The sequence below is a fragment of the Kitasatospora sp. NPDC051164 genome, from assembly GCF_044455625.1.
In the GTDB taxonomy this organism is placed as follows: Bacteria; Actinomycetota; Actinomycetes; order Streptomycetales; family Streptomycetaceae; genus Kitasatospora.
Genome location: NZ_JBITFB010000023.1, coordinates 1 through 15,661 on the forward strand (window position 1 = coordinate 1; position 15,661 = coordinate 15,661).

Annotated in this window: 17 protein-coding genes; 12 read left to right on the plus strand and 5 right to left on the minus strand. The window is 71.7% G+C overall.

Translation table 11 applies throughout. The features are described from left to right. Positions 1 to 148: 148 nt before the first annotated feature. The 12 genes from ACIBEC_RS30375 (at position 149) to ACIBEC_RS30430 (ending at position 11,238) form a co-directional block, all read left to right on the plus strand. The gene (locus ACIBEC_RS30375; RefSeq protein ID WP_360507801.1) at positions 149 to 619 is read left to right on the plus strand and encodes a nucleoside 2-deoxyribosyltransferase domain-containing protein; all 471 of its coding nucleotides are present in this window, start codon (positions 149 to 151) and stop codon (positions 617 to 619) included. Between the two features lie 30 nt (positions 620 to 649). Continuing rightward, the gene (locus ACIBEC_RS30380) at positions 650 to 2,545 is read left to right on the plus strand and encodes a glycoside hydrolase family 15 protein (RefSeq protein WP_360507799.1); all 1,896 of its coding nucleotides are present in this window, start codon (positions 650 to 652) and stop codon (positions 2,543 to 2,545) included. A gap of 425 nt (positions 2,546 to 2,970) precedes the next feature. After that, positions 2,971 to 3,411 (plus strand): NUDIX domain-containing protein, encoded by a 441-nt coding sequence (locus tag ACIBEC_RS30385; RefSeq protein ID WP_360507796.1) that lies wholly within the window; start codon positions 2,971 to 2,973, stop codon positions 3,409 to 3,411. Continuing rightward, positions 3,408 to 3,992, plus strand: coding sequence for an AAA family ATPase (locus tag ACIBEC_RS30390; RefSeq protein WP_360507793.1), 585 nt, complete (start codon positions 3,408 to 3,410; stop codon positions 3,990 to 3,992). The genes ACIBEC_RS30385 and ACIBEC_RS30390 overlap by 4 nt, the downstream gene beginning before the upstream one ends. Positions 3,993 to 4,057: 65 nt before the next feature. Continuing rightward, on the plus strand, positions 4,058 to 4,546 hold the full coding sequence (locus ACIBEC_RS30395; RefSeq protein WP_360507790.1) for an NUDIX domain-containing protein: 489 nt from the start codon (positions 4,058 to 4,060) through the stop codon (positions 4,544 to 4,546). 141 nt (positions 4,547 to 4,687) lie between these two features. Then, positions 4,688 to 6,673: an ABC transporter ATP-binding protein gene (locus ACIBEC_RS30400; RefSeq protein WP_360507787.1), complete on the plus strand. Its 1,986-nt coding sequence runs from the start codon at positions 4,688 to 4,690 to the stop codon at positions 6,671 to 6,673. A 55-nt stretch (positions 6,674 to 6,728) separates the two neighbouring features. Continuing rightward, positions 6,729 to 7,358, plus strand: coding sequence for a DUF5753 domain-containing protein (locus tag ACIBEC_RS30405; protein ID WP_360507785.1), 630 nt, complete (start codon positions 6,729 to 6,731; stop codon positions 7,356 to 7,358). A gap of 110 nt (positions 7,359 to 7,468) precedes the next feature. Next, positions 7,469 to 8,353 carry a protein phosphatase 2C domain-containing protein gene (locus tag ACIBEC_RS30410; protein WP_360507783.1) on the plus strand — a complete coding sequence of 295 codons (885 nt, stop codon included), beginning with the start codon at positions 7,469 to 7,471 and terminating at the stop codon, positions 8,351 to 8,353. A gap of 37 nt (positions 8,354 to 8,390) precedes the next feature. Next, positions 8,391 to 9,347, plus strand: coding sequence for an NUDIX hydrolase (locus tag ACIBEC_RS30415; RefSeq protein WP_360507780.1), 957 nt, complete (start codon positions 8,391 to 8,393; stop codon positions 9,345 to 9,347). Between the two features lie 152 nt (positions 9,348 to 9,499). Next, the gene (locus ACIBEC_RS30420) at positions 9,500 to 10,501 is read left to right on the plus strand and encodes an endonuclease/exonuclease/phosphatase family protein (RefSeq protein WP_360507777.1); all 1,002 of its coding nucleotides are present in this window, start codon (positions 9,500 to 9,502) and stop codon (positions 10,499 to 10,501) included. A 109-nt stretch (positions 10,502 to 10,610) separates the two neighbouring features. Further along, positions 10,611 to 10,925 (plus strand): hypothetical protein, encoded by a 315-nt coding sequence (locus ACIBEC_RS30425; protein WP_360507774.1) that lies wholly within the window; start codon positions 10,611 to 10,613, stop codon positions 10,923 to 10,925. Beyond that, positions 10,876 to 11,238, plus strand: coding sequence for a hypothetical protein (locus tag ACIBEC_RS30430; RefSeq protein WP_360507771.1), 363 nt, complete (start codon positions 10,876 to 10,878; stop codon positions 11,236 to 11,238). The genes ACIBEC_RS30425 and ACIBEC_RS30430 overlap by 50 nt, the downstream gene beginning before the upstream one ends. On the opposite strand, the gene ACIBEC_RS30435 is transcribed toward ACIBEC_RS30430, so the two are convergent. The 5 genes from ACIBEC_RS30435 to ACIBEC_RS30455 form a co-directional block, all read right to left on the minus strand. After that, the gene (locus ACIBEC_RS30435; RefSeq protein WP_360507768.1) at positions 11,187 to 11,810 is read right to left on the minus strand and encodes a hypothetical protein; all 624 of its coding nucleotides are present in this window, start codon (positions 11,808 to 11,810) and stop codon (positions 11,187 to 11,189) included. The two genes, ACIBEC_RS30430 and ACIBEC_RS30435, sit on opposite strands and share 52 nt — an antisense overlap. Positions 11,811 to 11,904: 94 nt before the next feature. Beyond that, the gene (locus tag ACIBEC_RS30440; RefSeq protein WP_360507765.1) at positions 11,905 to 12,633 is read right to left on the minus strand and encodes an HAD family phosphatase; all 729 of its coding nucleotides are present in this window, start codon (positions 12,631 to 12,633) and stop codon (positions 11,905 to 11,907) included. 21 nt (positions 12,634 to 12,654) lie between these two features. Beyond that, on the minus strand, positions 12,655 to 13,413 hold the full coding sequence (locus ACIBEC_RS30445) for a phosphotransferase (RefSeq protein ID WP_360507762.1): 759 nt from the start codon (positions 13,411 to 13,413) through the stop codon (positions 12,655 to 12,657). After that, entirely contained in the window at positions 13,410 to 14,624 is a 1,215-nt protein-coding gene (locus tag ACIBEC_RS30450; protein WP_360507760.1) for a hypothetical protein, read from the minus strand. Before ACIBEC_RS30450 ends, ACIBEC_RS30445 begins: the two co-directional genes overlap by 4 nt. After that, on the minus strand, positions 14,611 to 15,651 hold the full coding sequence (locus ACIBEC_RS30455) for a hypothetical protein (protein WP_360507757.1): 1,041 nt from the start codon (positions 15,649 to 15,651) through the stop codon (positions 14,611 to 14,613). Before ACIBEC_RS30455 ends, ACIBEC_RS30450 begins: the two co-directional genes overlap by 14 nt. Positions 15,652 to 15,661 lie beyond the last annotated feature (10 nt).

Below are 15,661 nucleotides of genomic sequence, written 5' to 3' on the forward strand. Positions count from 1 at the left end.
GAAGGCCTCGCAGGGGCCGCCAGATGATCAGGTGTCCCTCACGTCAGACAGCTCGGAGTCCCACTCGGAATCCGACCGCCTTCACATCGGATTAGCAGATGATCACCCTCACCGTCCTCCACGGACCTACTCCCTCCGGCGGCGCCCGGTGAACCTTCGATACGTCGAGGCACCCGAGCCGGACGGCCGCCCGGCGGTGTTCCTCGCCGGGGCAACCGTTGGCTGCCCGGACTGGCAGAGCGAAGCGGTCGACCTGTTCGCGACCACGGGCTTCGACGGCACGGTGCTCAACCCCCGACCGTCGCGCAACCCGGCCACCGACCCCTACCGCGCGTGGCACCCATTCGGCTGGCAGGACCGCAACATCCGGCGCACCGACGTCGTCCTGTTCTGGAACCCGCTCGACCACGTGCGCGTGCACGACTGCTACGAGGCCGGCCTGTTCACCGCGCACGGCGGGACGGTGGTCGTCGGCTGCGACCCGGCCGACCCCGTCCAGCGCGCCAACCGCGTGCTACTCGCGAACCTCATGCCCTGGTTGCCGGTAGCCAACACGCTCGCCCACACCGTCGCCGCCGCCCTCGCCGCGCTCGCGACCCCCGCCCCCGCTCGCCGCTGACCACCACCGTCCCACCCACGTCAGGACCCCATGCGCACCCCCACCACCCCTTCCCGGATCGAGGACCACACGCTCCTCGGCAACACCGTGTCCGCCGCCCTGGTCCGCCCGGACGGCTCCATCAACTGGGCCTGCCTGCCCGGCTTCGACTCGCCGGCGGTGTTCGCCTCGCTGCTCGGCACCGCCGACCATGGCCTGTGGCGCGTCGGCCCGGCCGTCTACGACGGCGCACCGCCCCCGGCGGCCGACCGCCGCCACTACGTGGGCAACTCCCTGGTCCTGCGCCAGGAGTGGGACTGCCCCGCCGGTACGGTTGCGGTCACCGACTTCATGCCGGCGCCCACGGTCAGCGACCACGCGGAGCCCCGGATCATCCGGATCGTCGAAGGCATCAGCGGTGAGGTCCGCGTCGCCAGCGTCTTCCGGCCCCGTCCCGGCTACGGCACCACCAGACCGCACATCGAGCGGCTCTCCCGCGGAGCCCAGCGGCTGTGGGTGGTCGCCCACCCGGACTCGTACTGGCTCGATGGCCCCCAGCACACCGCGAACGGGCGGGGCGTGTGCCGGGCCGACTTCACCGTCCGCGCCGGCCAGAGCGTCGCACTTACCCTCACCTGGGTGCCCTCCCACCGCCCCGCCCCCATCCCACCCGACGCTTTCGCCGAGCTCGACGCCACCACCGAGTTCTGGGAGCAGTGGGCAGCCGGCTGCACCTATCCCGGCCCGGACCGCGAGGCCGCGGTACGCTCCGCCCTCACCCTCAAGGCACTCTGCCACCCGGGCGGCGGCGTCGTCGCCGCGCCCACCACGTCCCTGCCCGAGCGGCTCGGCGGCGAACGGAATTGGGACTACCGCTACGTCTGGCTGCGCGACAGCGCGCTGACCATCGCCGCTCTGCTGCGGCTCGGCTTCCTCGACGAGGCCCGGCAGTGGCGCAGATGGCTGGTCGACACCGTCAACCCCCAACGCCTCCAGCCGATCTACCGCGTCAACGGCGACGCCGAGCTCGACGAGGAGGTCCTGGACCACCTTCCCGGCTACGACGGCTCCCGGCCGGTGCGCATCGGCAACGGCGCTGCCGACCAGCTCCAGCTCGACGTCTACGGCGAACTCGCCGACACTCTGCTGCTCGCCGAGGACGCCGGCCTCCCCCCGTTCCCGCAGTGCGACGCCCTGCTCTTGGCGCTCGCCGAGCAGCTGGAGCAGCGCTGGCGGGAGCCTGACGAGGGCATCTGGGAAATCCGAGGCCCAGCACGGCATTTCACCCATTCCAAGGTGATGTGCTGGGTCGCCGTGGACCGGACCCTGCGGCTGCTGGAACGCCGGAGCGCCACCGACCCTGCCGTCCTCGTCCGTCTCGCCCGCCTGCGCGAGGAGATCCACACCGACGTCTGCACGCGCGGCTTCAACCCCGAGACGGGCACCTTCACCCAGTCCTACGGTGGCCGGGCCCTCGATGCCTCCCTGCTGCTCCTGTCCCTGATCGGCTTCCTGCCGTCGGACGACAAGCGCGTCATCCGCACCGTCGAAGCCGTCCAGCGCGATCTCACCGAGCACGGGCTGGTGCTGCGCTACTCAACCCGCGAGGAAGCCGGCGGCAACGTCGACGGGCTCGCCGGCCACGAGGGCGCCTTCCTGGCCTGCTCGTTCTGGCTGGCCGAGAGTCTCGCCGTCATCGGCCGCCACGCCGAAGCCCGCGCGCTGTTCGACCGGCTGCTCGCCCTGCGCAGCGATCTCGGGCTCCTCGCCGAGGAGTACGACCCCCTCGCCCGCCGCCAGCTCGGCAACTACCCGCAGGGGTTCTCCCACTGGAGCATGGCGGACGCGGCCGTCCGCCTCGCCGACTGCCCGCAGCCTCGGCTCACGGCACCGCCCGGGCCGCGTGCCGCCGCCGACCGGGCGCTTCCCGCCGCCGTGGTGGCGTAGTGGGCGGCAGCGAGGTGCGCAACACCGTCAGCCGGTCGAAGGTGCGAATCGCCGTCCAGGCCGCCAGCAGTACGGGAACCTCGGGGGCACCCGCGACACCGAGCGCCTCCAGAAGCGGATCACCGCCCTGGGAAGCGTAAACGCCCGCCTCCCGACGAGCATTACGCGACTGTCAGTACCCCGTGGCACACTGCCCTGTTCGAACCACAACGGCCGTACCGGTATGACGAGTTGAAGCTGTTCACCGGATCGTGTGGCATCTGCCGCGACACGCCGACGCGGCCCCGCCGGGCCGCCTACGGTGGGACACCTGCCAACGCACTCACGTACGACTAACGATCACCAGTTTGATCGCAGCATCGCCATGCCCTGAACCGGCGGCGCTCCGCGCTCCGGTTCCCTCCCGCCCCGGAAGGAGACGCCCCGTGCCGCACACGCTGGTTGTGGGAGTCCACCTGGTCCTGATCGAGAACGGCCGGGTACTGCTCGGACAGCGCACCAACACCACGTTCGCCGATCAGCACTGGCACGCTCCGGCCGGCCACCTCGAAGCGGAGGAGTCCGTCCTGGCCGGCATGGCCCGCGAGGCCGACGAGGAACTCGGCATTACCATCCGGGAGGAGGACCTCGACCTGGTTCACACCCTCCACCACCTCGACGCCGACGACGGTGCCGGACGCCTCCAGCTGTTCTTCGCCCCGCGCGCGTACACCGGCAAGATCACCAACCGCGAGCCGGACAAGTGCGCCGCGCTCCGCTTCTGGCCGCTGGACGGGCTTCCGGAGCCGATCGTCGGCTACACCGCCGACGCGCTCACGCACATCGCCGCCGGCCGCCCGCTGTCCGTCGTCGGATGGCCGGCGTGAGCACCGCGAGCCCCCCGGCGCTCCCGGCGGCCGGGACGCCCGTGGGAAGCGCGGAGACCCGCCTCGTGGTCGTCCGGGGCAACTCGGCATCCGGCAAGTCGTCGGTGGCGGCGGGCATCCGGGACCGGTTCGGGCGGGGCCTGGCCGTGGTCGCGCAGGATAACCTCCGCCGGATCGTGCTGCGCGAGCGGGACCGGCCCGGCGGCGCGAACATCGGCCTGATGGACACGGTGGCACGGTACGCGCTGGGCGCCGGCTACCACGTCGTCATCGAAGGCATCCTGTACGCCGATCACTACGGCGAGATGCTCCAGCGCCTGGTGGGCGACCACCGCGGCGTCACCCGCTGCTATTACCTCGACATCCCGATCGACGAGACGCTGGTCCGCCACGCTGCGAAGGCCGATCGCGACTACCTGGCTGCCGTCACCGAGCGGGAACTGCGCGACTGGTACCGCGCGCACGACGTTCTTCCCGGCGGAATCGAGACCGTCATCGGCAGCGACAGCACCCTCCAGGACACGGTCGACCGCATCATGCGCGAGACCACGCTCTCGGAGTTGCCCCCCCGCGACACCTAGAAGCACTCGCCCGACCCCCGCGTCCGCGCCATTGACCCCTCCCACTTCAACCAGGAGCACCCCTGATGCACGAGACGAGCAGGCTGTCGGTCTGCGTCATCGCCCACGACCTGAACACCGACCGGATCGCCACCGTCCACTACGCCCAGCGCAGTTGGACCCCGGGCCCCGCGTGGACGATCCCCGGCGGGAAGGTCGACCCCGGCGAGGAGATCTCCGTCGCTGCCGCCCGGGAGCTACGTGAGGAAGCCGGGCTCATCGCCCGGCCGTGCGACCTGCGCCTGGTGCACACCATCCAGGCCAAGGAGGGCTGGGACGGGCGCGGCGGGTTCGTGCTGTTCGTCTTCGCCACCAGCGAGTTCACGGGCAAGCTGGTCAACGTCGAGCCGGACAAGCACCTGGAGGTGCGCTGGCACCCCGCCGCCGCCGTCCTGCCCAGCCCGATGTTCCCGACCTCCAAGGCCGCGGTGGAGGCGTACCTGGCCGGCGGGCCCGCGTTCTCCACCCACGGATTCGACCCCGCCTCCGGCGGGCGGCAGCTCGTCGAGACGTGACCGGCGCCCGCTGGCACCGTGCCCGGCACGGTGCCAGCCGGCTCGTCCCCGCCCGGTCCGCACCGGTCGCCCCACGGCTACGCCGAACCCTGACGGCACTGGCGCCTGACCACCGCGATCCCCCTCTGCGAAAGGGAGTATGTGACCAGCGCACCCAAGACCTCGACGAACCCGGTGCCGGACAGCGAGCAGCTGTTGTTCGGCGGGCCGATGCGCTACGACTACGGCTGGGCCAAGCATGAGATGGCCAGCGGCAAGGTGACATTCTGGGCGGTGGCGCGGCAGATGCCGGGTTTCCTGCGCCTGGCCGGGCGGATGGCCTGGGACGCCGACCGTGCGGCGCTGGTGACCCTGGTCGGCGCCGAGCTGCTGCGCGGCCTGGCGGCGGCCATCGCGCTGATCGCCACCAACCACGCGCTGACCGCGCTGCTCGCTCCCGGCGAGGTCGCCGACGTGCTGCGGGCCGCGACGCCGGCGATCGTGGCGGTCGGGATGATCGCGGGCCTGTCCTCGGTGCTGTCCGCCGCCTCGGGCTGGGCCGGTGAGCGCCTCAAGCCGGCGGTCTTCCGCCGGGCCACGATCGAGTTCCTCGGCGTCGTCAGCCGCTCCGAGCTGGAGGCGATCGAGGACCCGGCGTTCCTCGCCGAGGTGGACAGCGCCCGCTGGGGCGCGATGTCGCTACAGAGCATCATCGGCCAGGCCACGTCCGTCCTCACCGCCACCTTCGGCCTCGTCTCCGCCGCCGGCGTCCTGTCCGTCCTCCACCCCGCCCTGCTGCCCATGCTGCTGCTGATCGCCGCCCCGCGAGGATGGGGCGCGGTACGCACCGCCCGCCGCCACTACGCCTCCACCAGGGCCTGGCTCCAGCACAACCGGGCCAGCACCCTGCTCGCGGACATGCTGATCCGCCCCTACTCCGCAGCCGAGCAGCGGGTGCACGCCTGCGGGCCGTTCATCCTCCACCACTACGAGCAGATGGCCCGCGCCGCCGAACAGGAACAGGCCCGCCTCGCCGGAGCGAAGGCCCGCACCGACCTGCTCTCCGCCGCCCTGGCCGGCGCCGCCACCCTCGGCGCGTTCGCCCTCCTCGGCTCGCTCGTCATGAACGGCACGATCCCGCTCGCCGCCGCCGGCACCGCCGTGGTCGCCATCCGCACCGGCTCCGCGAGCATCGGCGGCCTCGTCTCCCAGATCAACGGCCTGTACGAAGAGAGCCTGTTCGTCCGCGACCTCGACCAGCTACGACGCGAAGGCCACCGCCGGGCGATCCCCACGGGCGGCACACCGCTGCCCGAGCGCCCCGAGACGATCACCGTCGAGGACGTCTCCTTCACCTACGACGGCCGCGACACCCCCGCACTGGACAAGGTCACCCTCACGATCCCCCGGGGCAAGGTCATCGCCCTCGTGGGAGCCAACGGTTCGGGCAAGTCCACCCTGGCCAACATCCTCTGCGGGGTCTACCAGCCGCACCAGGGCCGCGTCCGGTGGGACGGCATCGACACCGCGACCGCCGACCGCGACCAGCTGTTCAGCAGCGTCGCCCTGCTCGCGCAGAACTTCCAACGCTGGTCCTTCACCCTGCGCGCCAACCTGCTCCTCGGCCGCCCCGAAGTCGCCTGCGACCAGCGGCAGCTGGAGACCGCCGCCGACTACGCCGACCTCCACCCGGTGATCGAGGAGCTGCCCCGCGGCTGGGACACCCTCGTCGCCAAGGGCTTCGAGGGCGGAGTCGGCCTCTCGGGCGGCCAGTGGCAGAAGGTCGCCCTCGCCCGCACCCACCTGCGCCTGACCACGCCCGACGCCCACGGCCGGCTTCCCGCCCTCGTCGTGGTCGACGAGCCGACGTCCGCGATGGACCCGGAAACCGAGGTCGAGGCATTCGAGCAGATCCGCCAGCTCACCGCCCTCGGCGTCACCGTCATCCTCATCACCCACCGCCTCGGCGCCACCGCCAAGGCCGACCGCATCTTCGTCCTCGACCACGGCCGCCTCGTGGAACAGGGGAGCCACTCCGATCTGATGGCCCAGGAACCGACCACGCGCTACCGCGAGTCGTATCTCCTCCAGGCCGCCCAGTACGACCTCGGCGACCGCCTGCCCCACCAGACCACCGCCAGCGCCTGACCCGCTCTTTCGGTAGTCCCCGGTCCAAGCCGATCCGACCAGTAGGGAGAAGCCAGTGAGTGCACCGAACCCATCCGGGACGCCACAACCGTCCGCCGCCACCTCGTGGGACGACCTGTTGGCCCGCGGCACCGAGCACATCCAGCGCGCCTTCCACGAACTCACCGCCGCCACCAGCGACTACGCCGGGCACAGCCCCGACCTGATCTGGGGCAACCTGCAGACCCCCGAGTACGCGCAGGAGGTCCTGCGTATGGTTGCCCAACTGCACCAGCTCCCGGACGACTCGCACGCCGGCGCGGCCGAACGCAACGCCCGCGCCCGCTACCTCGGACAGGACGGCCGCACCTACCACGTGCTGCTCGGGGAGCAGGCCCTGCTGACCGGCATCGGCGGACCGGAGGTGATGCGCGCCCAGCTGGAGCACCTGCTGGCCACCATCGACACGCCGGGCCTGCGGCTGGGGATCGTCCCGGCTCGAGCCCGGTTGCACGTCTACCCCGGCGATGGTTTCGGCATCCACGACGGCACCCGGGTGGAGGTGGAGGGCTACCGCGGGTGCGAGACCATCACCGACCCCAAGCGCGTCGGCCTCTTCCACCGGGCGTTCCGGCTCCTCCAGGAGTCCGCCGTCTACGGGCCCGGCGCCCGCGCCCTGATCACCGAGGCCCTGCACAGCTGGTAATCCCCACCTGGCCTCGACCGTCGAGGACCCGAGCTGCCAGCCCGCTGGCCCAACCGTGCCGCAGCACTGACATTCGCCCGAACCTGTCCAGATCAGAACCGGAGTTCTTCATGCAGACCAATCCCGGCGCCGTCCCTCGTACGGCCCTGGTGGGCGGCTCCACCGTCCGAATCGGTGAACTCGCCGGGCCCGGCCGCCCCAGCGAGGACCGGGTGCTCACCACCGACCGTGCCGTGATCGTCCTGGACGGCGTCTCCACCGTCACCGCCGACCATCCCCGCGGCGGCTGGTACGCCGACACCCTGGGCTCGGCCATCGCCGAACTCCTCACCCGGGAAGCCGACATGGACCTGCGCCAGGTGCTCGCCACCGCGATCGGCACCGTGGCCGACAATCATGCGCTCGTCCCCGGCTCGGCCCCGGCCTCCACCGTGGCGATCGTGCGACGGCGGGCGGAGCAGATCGAGGCGGCCGTCCTCGGCGACAGCCCCGTCATCGCCATCGGCCGCGACGGCTCGGTGCACCCGGTACGCGATGACCGGCTCGCCGTGCTCGTGGACGCTCAACCGCAGGCCCGCGAGTACCGTGAGCTTCTGCGCGCCGGCCACGGCTTCGGCGAGCGCCACCGCCACATCCTCCAGGAGCTGCGCGGCTTCCAGGGCGGCGTGGTCAACCGCCCCGGTGGGTACTGGATCGCCGAGGCCGTGCCCGAGGCGGGCCTCAACGCGGTCACCGCGTCGTGGCCGGCCGACGACCTGGCCGAGATCGTGATCGCCACGGACGGCATCTCCGCCGGCGTCGAGGAGTACGAGCTGTACTCGTGGCAGGAGCTCGCCCGGGCGTGCCGGGAGGACGGGCCGCACGCGGTCGCCGGCGCCATCGACCTTGCCGAGCGCGAGGACCCCTCCGGGCAGCTCTGGCCCCGCTACAAGGCTGGCGACGATAAGGCGCTCGTCTGGTGGCCGCTGCACCGCACCACCGGCGGTGGCCGGTAACGTCAGAGTGCCAGAAGCCAACCCTCGGAGCACGAAGATGAGTTGGACGACCGACCCGGTACGCGAGGCGGCCTGGGCTGCCTGTGTGGAGATGCGAGCCCGCCCGCCGATCGCCACCGCCCGCGTCGGCGGCGCCGACCGAATCGGCCGCGACGCGGCGGTGCTCGCCGAGCGCCTGGACGCCGTGCTCGCCGTCGGCCCCGCGCACCGGCTCGCCCGCACGGTGACGCAGGCGCTGGAGCAGCTCGCCCCGGTGCGCGCCCTGGCCGAGCAGTTCGAGCAGTGGTGTCGGCAGCTGCCCACCACGCACGCAGTCGGGCGGATCGCCGATCAATGGCCGGCGAACGCCGAACTCGCCGCCGCCTTCCGTGCCTGCACGCCCGCCCTGCTCGCGGCCTACCAGGCGCTGGACGCGGCGGCCCGCACCGCACCCGCGACCGGGTGGACCACGCTCAGCACCCAGACCCTCCACCACGGGCCGCGCCTGACGCTGCACCGCGACCAGATCCTGCGCCCGGACGGCCAACCCGACATCTACGAGCACATCGACGTACGCGACGGCGTGCGCGTCGTCGCGCTCAACGACAGCCACGAGGTCGCGCTCGTCGAAGACGCCTTCTACCTCCACGGCCGCCTCGTCCACCTGCCCGGCGGCGGCATCGAGCACGGCGAGGCCGTCGAAACCGCCGCCGGGCGCGAGCTGGAGGAGGAGACCGGCTGGCGCGCCACCGCGTTTCGGGTCATCGCCCAGATCCACCCGCTGCCCAGCTCCACCCGCGCCCGCACCCACCTCGTCCTCGCCACCGGCCTCGAACCCGGCGAACTGCGCCGCGACCCGACCGAGGCCGGGATGACCACCCACTGGGCGCCCCTGGAGCAAGCGCTCGCCATGGTCGAGCACGGCGTGATCCGCGAAGCTGGCAGCGTCGCCGCGCTCCTGCACGCCGCCCGCCTCCTCGACCACGAGCAAAACCCACAGCCGCGCACCGCCTGAGCCGCGCAGCCCGCCCATCACCCACCAACCGAGGCGACTTCCCCCCGGCCACCGACGCTCACCCTCTACCCGGCTGACTCGCCCGGCTCCGGCCTCGGCCCCGCGCCGTCGCAGGCGCTGCTACCCGTCTTCCACCCTCAAGGAGGCTCACCGTGATCCGCATCGCGAACCTCAACGCCTACAAGCTGCATCCGGACGACATCGACACGCCCGGATGGCAGGCCCGGGTCACCGCGATCCGCGAGGTCGCCCCGGACATCCTGTGCCTGCAGGAAATCCTCGTCGACGAGGACGCGCCCGAGGACGCCGACGAGGACGGCATCGTCGACGAAGCGAAGCGGCTTCGCCGCTGGGACTCACAAGCCGCTGGCGTCATCACGCGTCTGGCCCAGGACTGCGGCCTCACCGCCACCACGATCCGATCTGGCGGCAGCACCGGCCTGGTCGCGATGGCCCGAAACGCCCACCGCCCCTGGTACACGGCCATCTTGTGGAACACCGCGACGGTCACCCCGGTGCCCGGCGGGTTCCGTCCGTACGGGTCGCCCGACTACTGGCACGGCTGCACCACCATTCAGCTCGATGTCGGCGCGCAGGACCCGCTGCTCGTCGTCAGCTACCACGGCGACCCGTTCCGGCCGGACTTCCGGGCCAACGAGGCGCGGCGGCTCAAGGGCGCCTTCCGCCGTACCGGCGGTGCCAAGCCGGGCGTCGTCCTGGGCGACTTCAACTCGATCTCCGCGGCCACCATCACTGTCGACGGAGAAGAACAGCCCTACGACGAAGAGCCCTACAGCAACCAGGACCACGACGACCTCGAATATCAGTGCGTCCCCGAGACGATCGGCGACACCAACCTCGCCGACCGCCGGGCCACCGCCATGCTGCTGCGCAACGGATTCATGGTCGACGCCGCCGCGCACCTCGGCGCGCCATGGCAGCCGACGGTAGGTCACTGGGCCGACGGCCAGGGCGACCCGGACCCGTGGGGACCACGCCGGATCGACCTCACCCTCGCGACCCGCCCTGTGGCTCCGTCGCTGGTCGGCTACCGCACCCACCGAAGCCCGGCCGCCGAGGCTGCCTCCGATCACCTGCTGATCGTGGTCGACATAGACCCGTCCGAGATCCACCACGAGGCCAAGGGGGCATAGCTGTGCGCAAGTTCATGTCGCTCAGCAGGCACCGGACGAGGACTGGATCAAGCCGCACGTCCTGTGGCTGCCGCAGGACCAGCCGCAGGTCTGCGCCTACTTCGCCAGGTTGCGGGAGATCACTTCCCAGTACCCGGAAGTGATCTCCTCGATCGCCGAGGACGACCTCCACATGACCATCCAGAAGATCAACCCGCAGGCCGGCAACGGCTCGCGCGTCGACAGCGGGACGCTCAAGGCCGCCGCGGTCGCCATCCAGCGTGAACTGGACGCTCTGGAACCGTTCACCATCGAGATCGGCCCGGCGCGGGCGTCAGGCTCCGCCGGGATCTGGGCAGCCGCCCAATCACGCTACCCGCCCGCTGGACGCCCTCGTGCGCGAACTCGTGGCCACGCGCCGCAGCACCGCGCTGCTCGCCCATAACGGAATCTGGCTCTTCCCCGGCCGGCACGCCGGCCAGCCGCTGAGCGATTCCAGGCTCATCACGCGGGTACGCGCCATCGGGGTCAAGCCGAGGCAGAGCCGCAACACCGCGCTGTTCACCCTCGCCGCCGAGATCCCGTCCGCGATCCTCGCCAAGATGCTCGGCCTTCACATCGCGGTGGCCATCCAGTGGCAACGAGCAAGCGCCGGCGACTGGATGGCATACGCCGCCGACGTAGCCGGCCAGGCGGCCACAGATGGTCAGGCGGAGGCCCCGAAGACGAGTTCGACCGGGTCGTCGTCCCAGGTGTAGATGCCCTGCTGCGGGTCCTGACGCTGGGAGACCAGATGCACCCGGTCAATGGTGATCTCGACCCGCTCGGGGCGAAGCCCGCGCAGCTCGCGGTTGAGCTTCCGGTCGGTCGCGGGATCGCTGTCCGCCCGCGCGTAGCAGAGACTGGTATGCGCCCAGAACCGGGACTCCGGGGCGCGCAGGCTGATGCCCGCCACCGAGGAGGCCGCAGCGCGGACCCGCTTGTTCAGCTCAGCCATGCCGTCCTCGGGGTAGACGGCGACGGTGATCGCCGTGACCCCGGGCCAGGTGGGGCCGAGCTGGACCGTGAACGGCTGCATGGTCCTCAGCTCCTGCCGCGCGGCGTCCTCGAGCTGCTCCATCTGATCGGACGTCACGTGGTGGTGGATGCCTTGCACGGTGGAGTGGAGCCACGGCTCCGGGATGACACCCAAGTGCGGGTAACAGGCTAGGAGTTCGGCGTGGGCGCGGACGTACTCGTGGTACTCGGGGTGCTGGTCGAACAGGATCAGGAAGTGCGGGTACGGCCCTCCGTTCTTCCAGGTCCTGCTGGGGTTGAAGAAGTTCTCCACGGGTGTACTCCTGACTTCGCGAGTGTGTGAGGCGCTGTCTCTCGCCGTCGCTCGGCCGTAGCGCCGCTCGGCCGCTCGGCCGCTCGATGGTCCTTCAGCCGGCGCGGAAGCAGCGGACGTCCACGGCGCGCATGCCGGCGGCGTGCGCCGCTTGCATGCCTTCGGAAGAGTCTTCGTAGACCAGGCAGCGAGCGGGTTCGACGCCGAGGCGGTTCGCTGCCAGGAGGAACAGGCCCGGGTCGGGCTTTCCCCGCGGGGCGTCCTCGCCGGTAACGATGTCCTCGAACAGGGGCCGAAGGCCTGTGGCATCGAGGCCGGCGTGGACGGCTCGGCGGGCGCCGCCCGAGGCGATGGCCAGGGGAATTCGGCCGTGCAGGGACTCGGCGATCCGGACCACCGCCGCGTAGGTCCGCAAGCCCGCGATCTCGCCGAGGATGATCTCCAGGCAGAGGGCGACGACCTCGTCGGCTGGCACCGCGGTACCGGCGGCTGTGGCGAGTTCGTTGATCAGCTCCGCGCCGGACGTGCCTATGCGGGCCTTGTAGAACGACTCGTCCATGGTGAGATCCCAGTGGGAGCAGGCAGCTGACAGGCCCCGGAAGTTGAGCGGGTGACTGTCGACGAGTGTTCCGTCCCAGTCGAAGAGCACGGCTTCGTAGCGGTGCAGGTCTTCGGGCGGGTTCCCGTGGTCGCAGGTTCCCGGTGAGGGACAGTCGCTGTCCGGCGACGCAGTGGTGGGAGGTGCCTCGCGCGCGATGCCTCCGGTCGGCTGATGACGGTCGGTTGGTGTGCTGGTGCGTTCGCGGCGGGGATGTGCCTGCATGTGGGCCTCACTGTCGCTTTGTCAGGTGGCGTTGGTGGTCAGGTCGCGCATGTGGCGCTGGGCGGCGCCAGGATCGGGTGGGGTCGCGGTGACCGCGGACATGAGGCGACCGAGCAGATGAACGGACCGGTAGGCGGCCAGGTTCTCCTCGGAGTGCGGGATGCCGTGGTCGGCGAGGATGCGGCTCAGGTGGGCGGAACGGATGCCGAGGGCGTGGGCGGTTCGTGCGTAGTCGAGGCCGGGATCGCCGTAGATCGCGAGCTCCCAGTCGAGGCCTGCGGTGCCGGTGGTCCTGAGCAGGAAGTTGCCGGGTTCGGGATCGTTGTGCAGGAGGTGAGGTGCGGCAGGTTCGGGCAGGGGCGAGTGCGCGAGCGCCTCGGCGGCATCGGCGGCGTCGTGGAGTCCGTGGTGGGCGAGCGCGTCCTGGTAGGAGACCAGGCGCGCGCGAAGGTACTCTCCCCAACTCGCGGCGGAGGGGTCGTTGAGTCGGCCGAAGCCGGGACCGGTGATCTGGTGGACAGCCTGTAGGTAGGTGATGACGTGCCGGGCCGCCTCCTCGCCGACTCCCGCTGCCGATCCGTGCAGACGGCGCAGGACCAGGAGGCGGCGGCCTCGGATGCGGCCGGCCCCGAGAACGGTCGGGGCCGGTATCCGTGCCTCGGCGAGCCGTTGCAGCGCGGCCTTCTCCGTGTGTGCGCGCCAGGGTTCGCGGTAGATCTTGATCACCGCGCCGGGCAGTTGGAGAAGCCGGTTGGTCGGCGGGATCGCGGCGCCGCTCATGTCCGCGGCGTCCGGTCGTCGAGGGTCGCGCGCACAGCAGCGGTGACGGCGGCGTACGGGGTGCGGGTGCCGAAGCGCAGGCTCAGGGTGGGCCGGCCGGCCAGCGTGTCGAGGACGCGGGCTCCGTGGCCGACCAGGCGATCGGCGCTGCTGGTGCGAATGCCGAGCCAGTCCTGGACGTAGACGTCGTCGTCCGGCGACATGCACTGGGCTGCCAGCAGTTCCCGCGCCGGCCCGGATCGCGCCGGCTGGAGGTGGAGTTCCTCGGTGTCCTGGACGATCTGCGGGAAGACGATGAGGTCCACGGCCGCGTCCGGCGTCAGCGGGGTGCCGGTGCGCTCGTGCCACTCGGCGGGAAGGATGTGCAGCTTGCTGGCACCGTGGAAGGCCTGCCAGTCGGTGTCGGTCGCGGGCTTGGGCCGGGTGAGGTTCCACTGCCGGGCGTTCTCGAAGCCGAGGGCTTGCAGGGTGCCGCCGTTGAGCCGGATGGGGCCGGGCATCGCGACGGCCCGGGGCGCGGCGTCCGCCTCTGTGGTGACCATGGTGCGGTCGTTGGAGAGGAACGCGCCACCCTGGGCGGCGGACAGGGCGAGGGCGAGGCTGGACTTGCCGGCGCCGGAGTCGCCGACGATGAGGATGCCGCGGCCGTCGAGGGTGGCGGCCGAGGCGTGCAGGCACACCCAGCCGTCGTCTTCGGCCCGGCGGTAGCCGATCTCCCGCAGGTGCCGGGCGGCGTTCATCGTCGCGTCGGTGTCGTCGCACGTGATGACGGTGTAGCCGTCCGGGTGGCGGACGACGATCTGCGGTGCGATGTCGGCGTCCGGGTCGGTCAGCAGTGTCGGACCGGCGGGCAGTTGGTGCCAGGCCGCGGGGGCGTGGACGTGCATCAGCACGGGGCTCGGGGCGCCGGTGGCGCGGTGGCGGACGCGCTCGGCGAGTGCGGCAACCTGGGCGTGTGGCAGGGCGAGGCAGCGCATCGTCGCGGCCGGGTCGGCGGTGGTGGCGGGGTTGGGGTTCCACAGCGGGCTGGCCGGGGTGAACAGGCGGCGTACGTAGGCGGTCGCCGCGCTGGTCGATGCCAGAACGTTGACGCTCAAGGCCCCGAGCTGGACGGTGGCCTTCTCGCCGCACCACGGGTCGAGGGCGGTGCCCTGGACGGTGCCGTCGAGGAGCGCGTCGAGCGCGGGTATGGCCTGGTCAGTGGCGGGCATCGGCGTCTCCGGCTGCGAGGAAGTGCTCGATCTTGCTCTGGCCGTTGAGGGTGTGCGGGATGTGGTGGTCCGTCAATACGGCGGCGACGGTGTCGGCTGCGTCGGCCACGGCCCGCTGGATCCGGGCGGCGGAGGCCGTGGCGGTATCGGCGGTGAAGCAGGCCCCGTATTCGATCTCGACCTGCTGGAGGGTGCCGGGACAGGGGGCGAGGGTGGTGGTGTCCACGGTGACGGTGGCCCAGTGGCCATCCGGGTCGGCCGGTGTGGGGATGTCCCAGGTGGTGCGGTGGAGCCGGCCCGCGTGGACCGGCCGCGGGTGACCGAGAGCATCGGTGACCAGCGTTAGGGCCTGGTCACGGGTGGCGGCGGGTCGGACGCTCTTGTGGAGCCGGCCATCCTTGAGGACCTTGGCTTTGGCCCACCAGGTTCCATCGGGGCGAGGGGTCAGTGCGGCGTACTCGCGTCGCCTGCCGCCGGGCGGCAGGTAGATGTCCGAGCGCAGGATCCGCCGGTGGACGGTGGGGCCGAAGACCGGCACCCCGGTGGCGGGCAGGTGGTCGCGCAGGAGTCGGGCGACGGCGAGCGGGTTGACCCGGCTGGTGAGGGTGATCTTCACCTCCGCCTCCGGACCTTCGGCAGAGCGCTGGCCGGGGCGTGGGACGGGGAAATTGACCAGCGCGTTCTGCTGGACGACCTCCGCAGCCCACGAGGCGAGTTCGGCGGGATCGACGGCTGGCGGCGTGGTGCGGTCGAAGCGTGCCAGGACGGCGGCGTCCGGGCGCCACTGCACCGTGGCGAAGAAGGTGGCCTCGCCCGTCGCGTGGTCGAGGTGGCAGGCCCACAGCGGAACGCGGACCGATCCTTGCGCGGCGTTCGGCTGCGGGCTGCCGTCGGGCCGGTGCCATGCGAGGCCGCGCAGTGTGTGTTCGGCGAGGACGAGGGCCGGGCCGGGCGTCGGGTCGGCGAGCTGGGTGAACGCGACGTCCCGGTCGGTGGGAATGTCGGTGGTGGCTGCGACGAGGAGCACGGTGATTCCT